At 72.6% G+C, this 6,222-nt stretch carries 5 protein-coding genes; 3 read left to right on the top strand and 2 right to left on the bottom strand.

Translation table 11 applies throughout. The features are described from left to right. Positions 1-396 precede the first annotated feature (396 nt). Positions 397-1,704, top strand: a complete 1,308-nt coding sequence (locus AMY39116_RS0328855; RefSeq protein WP_020421083.1) for an MFS transporter — start codon at positions 397-399, stop codon at positions 1,702-1,704. Here AMY39116_RS0328855 and AMY39116_RS0328850 read toward each other — a convergent pair. Together AMY39116_RS0328850 and AMY39116_RS0328845 are read right to left on the bottom strand one after the other, a co-directional pair. After that, positions 1,653-3,662 (bottom strand): prolyl oligopeptidase family protein, encoded by a 2,010-nt coding sequence (locus tag AMY39116_RS0328850; protein ID WP_020421082.1) that lies wholly within the window; start codon positions 3,660-3,662, stop codon positions 1,653-1,655. The genes AMY39116_RS0328855 and AMY39116_RS0328850 overlap by 52 nt on opposite strands. A gap of 29 nt (positions 3,663-3,691) precedes the next feature. After that, complete coding sequence (locus AMY39116_RS0328845; protein ID WP_020421081.1) at positions 3,692-4,252, bottom strand: TIGR03086 family metal-binding protein; 561 nt, start codon at positions 4,250-4,252, stop codon at positions 3,692-3,694. A gap of 80 nt (positions 4,253-4,332) precedes the next feature. Between AMY39116_RS0328845 and AMY39116_RS0328840 the strand changes: the two genes are divergently transcribed. Both AMY39116_RS0328840 and AMY39116_RS0328835 read left to right on the top strand, forming a co-directional pair. Further along, positions 4,333-5,757 carry a PLP-dependent aminotransferase family protein gene (locus AMY39116_RS0328840; protein ID WP_020421080.1) on the top strand — a complete coding sequence of 475 codons (1,425 nt, stop codon included), beginning with the start codon at positions 4,333-4,335 and terminating at the stop codon, positions 5,755-5,757. Positions 5,758-5,792: 35 nt separating this feature from the next. Continuing rightward, on the top strand, positions 5,793-6,221 hold the full coding sequence (locus tag AMY39116_RS0328835) for a CBS domain-containing protein (RefSeq protein ID WP_020421079.1): 429 nt from the start codon (positions 5,793-5,795) through the stop codon (positions 6,219-6,221). Position 6,222 lies beyond the last annotated feature (1 nt).

Genomic DNA, 6,222 nt, shown 5'->3' with positions numbered 1-6,222 from the left:
GTGAGCGCCCGGTTGGGCGCCCCGCGTGCCGCCGGCTGAACGGGCGGCTGGGGCACCCCACGCCGCCGGGTGGGCGCGTGGCCGGGTGCGCGCATGGCGCCGCGTGAGCGTGCAGTCGGGCGCCCGTACGGCGCGGGGTGAGCGCGGCCGGGCATCCGCGCGCCGCCGGGTGAGCGCGTAACCGGGCATCCGAACGCCGCCGGATGAACGGGCATCCGGGCATCCGTACGCCGCCGGCTGAGCGCGCAGCCGGGCACCCGCACGCCGCAGGACGAACGCAGCCGGGCACCCTGACGCTGCCGGATGAGCTCCCAACTCGCCCCATCCGGAAATACCTGAGGCCGCATCCGGTCCCGCCCGTTGAGCGAGCACCCCCGGAACCGGAGAGTCGCCGCCGTGACGACAACCGCTACCCGGGGCAGCCTTCTCGGCGTCTCCCTCGCCTACTTCCTCGTCCTGCTGGACACCACCGTGCTCACCGTCGCGCTGCCCGGCATCCGCGCCGACCTCGGCGGCTCGGTCGCCGGGCAGCAGTGGGTGGTCAACGGCTACACCGTCTCGTTCGCCGCGTTCCTCCTCGGCGGCGGCGCCCTCGCCGACCGGTTCGGCCCGCTGCGCGTGTTCCGCTGGGGCGTCGCGAGCTTCGGCGTCCTCTCGCTGGTCTCGGCGTTCGCACCGAACCTGACCGTCCTCGTCGTGCTGCGCGTCCTGCTCGGCGTCGCCGGCGCGGCGTGCCTGCCCAGCTCCCTCGCGCTCATCAGCCGAATGCACCCGGACCCGGCGGCGCGGGCGAAGGCGCTCGGCGCGTGGGCGGCCATCACCGGCGTCGCGCTCGCCGCCGGGCCGATCGCCGGCGGTCTGCTGGTCGACCTCGCGGACTGGCGGGCGGTGTTCCTCGTCAACGTCCCGCTCGCGGCCCTCGGGCTGGCCCTTGTCCGTGGCCGCGAGACGGCGCCCGCCCGCCGCGGGTTCGACGTCCGGAGCCAGCTCGCCGCATGCGTGTTCCTCGGCCTGCTGACCGAGGCGATCGTCGACGCCCAGCCCGTCGCGGCCGTCCTCGCGCTCGTGGTGCTCGCGTTGTTCGTCCACCGGGAGCGCCGCTCGGCGGCCCCGTCCGTGCCACCGGTCCTGGTGCGCAGCCGGGGCGTCGCGGTGAACCTGTTCGCCGGCGCGGCGGTGAACTTCGTGCTCTCCGGCGCGTTGTTCGCGGTGACCCTGCTGCTGCAGGACGAGCGCCACCTCACTCCGGTCGAGACCGGGCTGGCGTTCCTGCCGCTCACGTTGCCGACCGCGTTCAACCCGCCGCTGACCAGCCGGATCGTCGCCGCCCGCGGCCCGCGCCTCCCGGTCGTCGGCGGGCTGACCCTGCTGACCGCGGGCGCCGCTGTCCTGGCCGCGACCGTCCACGCGCCCTACCCGCTGCTGGCGTGCGGGCTCCTGCTGCTCGGCTTCGGTGTCTCCCTCGCCCTGCCCGCGCTCGTCACCGGCGTGGTGACCGCCGCACCCGACGGGTACGCCGGAACCGCCGGTGGCCTGCTCAACGCCGTCCGCCAGGTCGGGGCGACCGTCGGCGTCGCGGCGATGGGCGCGGTGGTGGCCACCGGCGCGTTCGGCTGGGCGTTCGTGCTCGCCGCCGCGGTGGCGGCGAGCGGTCAGCTGCTGAGCTTCTGCCAGAGGAACTCGAACAGCAGGGCCCACTTGTAGGCCAGCTGCTCGTTGTCCGCCGCGGCGCCGTGCCCGCCCTCGATGTTCTCGTAGTACCGCACGTCGTGCCCCTGTTCGAGCATGCGCGCCATCATCTTGCGCGCGTGCGCCGGGTGCACCCGGTCGTCGCGGGTGGACGTCATGAACAGCGTGGGCGGGTACTTCCGTCCCTTGTGGACGTTCTGGTAGGGCGAGTACTTCGAGATGTACTCCCATTCCGCCGGATCGTCCGGGTCGCCGTACTCGGCCACCCACGACGCGCCCGCCAGCAGCAGGTGGTAGCGCTTCATGTCCAGCAGCGGAACCTGGCTCACGATCGCGCCGAACAGCTCGGGGTAGCGGGTGAGCATGACGCCCATCAGCAGGCCGCCGTTGCTGCCGCCGTGGATGCCCAGCCGCTCCGGCGTCGTGATGCCGCGCTCGACGAGGTCCGCGGCGACCGCGGCGAAGTCCTCGTAGACCAGGTAGCGGTTCTCCTTGATCGCGCCGGTGTGCCAGCCCGGCCCGTACTCGCCGCCGCCGCGGATGTTCGCGAGCACGTAGGTGCCGCCGCGCGCGAGCCAGCCGCGGCCGGTCACGCCGCTGTACGCGGGCAGGCGGGACACCTCGAACCCGCCGTAGCCGGTGAGCATCGTCGGGCCGTCCCCGTTTCGCGGCCGCACCACGAAGTACGGGATCCGCGTGCCGTCCTTCGAGGTGGCGAAGTGCTGCTCGACGGTGATGTCCGAGGCGTCGAAACGGGCCGGGGCCTGCTTCAGGATCTCGGTCTCGCCGCCGACGTGCCCGTAGGAGAGCGTCGCGGGCTGGGTGAAGCCGCTGGTGTTGAGCAGGTACTCGTCGCTGTGGTCGGGATCGGTGTCGACGATCTCCGCGGTGCCCAGCTCCGGCGCCCCGGCCAGCGGCTCGCGGCGCCAGCCGCCCTCGCCGGGAGTGAGCACGTGCAGCTCCGTGTGCACGTCGGCGAGGGTGGTGAGCAGCAGGTGGTGCTTCGTCCAGTCCCAGGCCTCCAGCGACGTGCGCCCGTCCGGCTCGAACAGGACGGTGAGGTCGCGCTCGCCTGCCAGGTAGTCGTCGAACCGCGCGGCGAGCAGCGTGCCGGGCGCGTACTCGCGGCCGGCGACCGTCCAGGCCGTGCGGGTCCGGATCAGCAGCCACTCCTTGTGGGTGCTGGTCTGCGCGTCCTCCGGCACGTCGAGCTTGACCAGGCCGTCGGGCGTGCGCAGGAACTTCTCCGTGCGGTAGAAGTCGATGGCGCGGCCGACGAAGTCGCGTTCGAACCCGGGCGTGGGGTCGTGGTAGGCGAACACCGCGACGTCGTCCGGTTTGCCTTCGAAGACCGTGACGGCCTCGGCGAGCGGGGTCCCGCGGCGCCACTCCTTCATGATCCGCGGGTACCCGGACGCGGTCATCGAGCCGGGGCCGAAGTCGGTGCCGACGTAGATGCGGTCCTCGTCGATCCAGCCGACGCGGCTCTTGGCCTCGGGCAGCTCGAACCCGCCCGCGACGAACTCACGCGCCTCCAGGTCGAACTCGCGCACGACGGCCGCGTCCGCGCCACCGCGGGACAGCTCGGCCAGGCCGCGCCGGTACGACGGCCGCAGCACCGCCGCGCCCTGCCAGACCCAGTTCTCGCCCTCGGCCTCGGCCAGCGCGTCGACGTCGAGCAGGACCTCCCAGTCGGGCCGCTCGGTGCGGTAGGAGTCGAGAGTGGTGCGCCGCCACAGGCCGCGCGGGTGCGCCGCGTCCTGCCAGAAGTTGTAGAAGTACTCGCCGCGCCGGCGGATGTAGGGGATCCGGTCGTCGGCGTCGAGCACCTCGCGGGCCTCGTCGCGCAGCTGCTCGAACCGCGTGCCGCCGGTGAGCTCGGCGACCGATTCGGCGTTGCGCTGCCGGACCCAGTCGAGCGCCCGCTCGCCGGTCACGTCCTCGAGCCAGAGGTACGGGTCTTCGTCAGCCATGTCCCCATCCTGCCAGGTGGGGATGATTTTCAACGCCAGGCGGGGTCGCGGCCGGTCAGCGCGAGGAACCGGTCCAGTTCGCCGGCGTCCGGAGCGATCTCGACGACGGGCGCGAAGACGTCGTCGTCGGGGCGCGGCCGGGTGCGCATCCGCTCGGCGAACCGCAGCGCGACGTGCACGGCCTCCGGGTCGGGTTCGTAGGGCGCGTCGAGGGCGCGGGCGAGGTCCCAGCCGTGCGCGACCGAGTCGACCAGGTGCATGGTGAGCGCGACCGGAGCGGGGAAGGTGCCGAACTCGCGGACCGTCACCTCGCGGTCCAGCACCGCGTCGTCGGCGGCAGCGGCGAGGAAGGCGTCGACCGACTCCGCGTAGGCGCGGTACGGGTCGTCACCGAGCGTTCCGGTCGCCCAGTCCGGCGCGGCGCCCTCGCGCAGCGCCACCGCGAAGGCGTGGTTTTCGCTCACCTGGTGGGTGAGCAGATCACCGAGCGTCCAGCCCGCGCACGGTGTCCGCAGGCCGAGGTCGGTGACGCCGGAAACGATCTTGTCCAGGTCGGCGAGAACTCGCCGGTCGAGATCACGGATGTCCATGGGGTCAACCTAGGCCGACAAGTGGCCCTGCCGAAGGTCCAAAGCTGGGCCATCGGAGTTGGGCCAATTAGGCTGGCGAGGTGGACATCCAGATCGAGCTGGGGGCCGGCCGTGGCCGGCGGGATGCCATCTACCGCCAGATCCGCGAGGCGATCCTCGACGGCCGCCTGCGCGACGGGGACGCCCTGCCACCCACCCGTGAGCTGGCACAACGGCTCGCGGTGTCGCGCAACACGGTCAGCGCCGCGTACGACCGCCTGGTCGCCGAGGGGTTCCTGGAGTCACGGGTCGGCGCGGGCACGTTCGTCGGCGCGGGCGCCCGGCGGGACGGCCGTCCGCCGGACAGCGGGCCGGCGTCGCTCACCCCGGTCCCGGTGTGGGACGACGTGCCCCGTCCGCCGGACCGGTTCCGCGAGCAGCCGTCGTTCGACTTCCGCTCCGGCGCGCCGGACGTCTCGCTGTTCCCGTTCGACACCTGGCGCCGCCTGGTCACGCAGCAGCTGCGGCGGTCGCGGCACGACGTGCTCACCTACGGCGATCCGCAGGGGCACCCCGCTCTGCGGGAGGCGATCGCGCGGCACATCGGCGTGTCGCGGGCGGTCCGGGTCACCGCGGACGACGTGCTGGTCACGAACGGATCGCAGCAAGCGGTGGATCTCGCCGCCCGGGTGCTGGTCGAACCGGGCGCCCGGGTCGCGGTCGAGGATCCCGGCTACCCGCCGCCGCGGCAGCTGTTCGCCACACTGGGTGCGCGGCCGGTCGGGGTGCCGGTGGACGACGAGGGCATCGTCGTCGACGCCATCCCCGGCGACTGCCGCCTGGTGTACGTGACGCCGTCGCACCAGTTCCCGCTCGGGGTGTCGATGTCGATGGCGCGGCGGGTGGCCCTGATCGACTGGGCCTGCCGGCACGACGCGGCGATACTGGAGGACGACTACGACACCGAGTTCCGCTACACGGGACGGCCGCTGGAACCGTTGCGCAGCTTGGATTCCAGTGGCCGGGTGCTCTACATCGGATCGTTCTCCAAGGTGCTGCTTCCCGGGCTGCGACTCGGGTTCCTCGTCGCGCCGCCGGGCTTGCGGCCTGCACTGGCGAAGGCGAAGTACCTGACGGACTGGCATTCGGCGAGCCTCACGCAGGCGGCGCTGGCGGAGTTCATGGACAGCGGCGAGTTCGCGCGGCACATCCGCCGCACGCGCCGCGAGTACGCCGCCCGGCGCGAGGTGGTGTGCCGCGTGGTCGCGCGGGAGTTCCCGGACCTGCGATTGATCCCGTCGTCGGCCGGACTCCATGTGAGTGCATTCAGCGCGACGCCGGTACGTCCGATGGTGCGAGCCGCGCGGCAGGCGGGCGTGCGGATCTACACGCTCGGTGACTTCACGGGCGTGCGGGATGCCCTGGATGGACTCGTTTTCGGCTTCGGCGCGATCCCGCGTGACCGCATCGAGCCGGGGCTGCGGGAGTTGCGGGCTTTCGCGGACAGCGACCGGGCTCTAACCTGATGTGAGCCGGGTCACGAGCAGCTTGGAGGCTGTCGATGCGGATCGCCGACTTACTGCGGAGCAAGGGGAACTGGGTGGCCACGGTGCGGCCCGAGTCGTCCATCACCGATCTGCTCGCCGGGCTGGCCGAGCACAACGTGGGCGCGATGGTCGTGGCCGGGGAGGACGGCATCGCGGGCATCGTGTCGGAACGCGATGTGGTGCGGAAGCTCAACGAGCACGGGCCTGCCCTGCTGGAACACCCGGTGTCGGAGATCATGACGACGGTGGTGGCGACGTGCACCCCGCGTGATTCGGTGGACGACTTGAGCGTGCTGATGACCCAGCGCCGGGTGCGGCACGTGCCCGTCATGGAGGGCGGGCGCCTGGTCGGGATCGTCAGCATCGGCGACGTGGTGAAGAGCCGGATGGAGGAACTGGAGGCGACGCAGCAGCAACTGGCGGCCTACATCGCGCAGGGCTGAG

This window comes from Amycolatopsis sp. ATCC 39116, assembly GCF_000231075.2.
GTDB classification, from domain to species: domain Bacteria; phylum Actinomycetota; class Actinomycetes; order Mycobacteriales; family Pseudonocardiaceae; genus Amycolatopsis_E; species Amycolatopsis_E tucumanensis.
This window is presented reverse-complemented; position numbering and strand designations above follow the sequence as displayed.

Coding starts and splice junctions, on each gene's coding strand:
- AMY39116_RS0328850 (WP_020421082.1), bottom strand. CDS start 3,662: ATGGCTGACGAAGACCCGTACCTCTGGCTCGAGGACGTGACCGGCGAG.
- AMY39116_RS0328845 (WP_020421081.1), bottom strand. CDS start 4,252: ATGGACATCCGTGATCTCGACCGGCGAGTTCTCGCCGACCTGGACAAG.
- AMY39116_RS0328835 (WP_020421079.1), top strand. CDS start 5,793: ATGCGGATCGCCGACTTACTGCGGAGCAAGGGGAACTGGGTGGCCACG.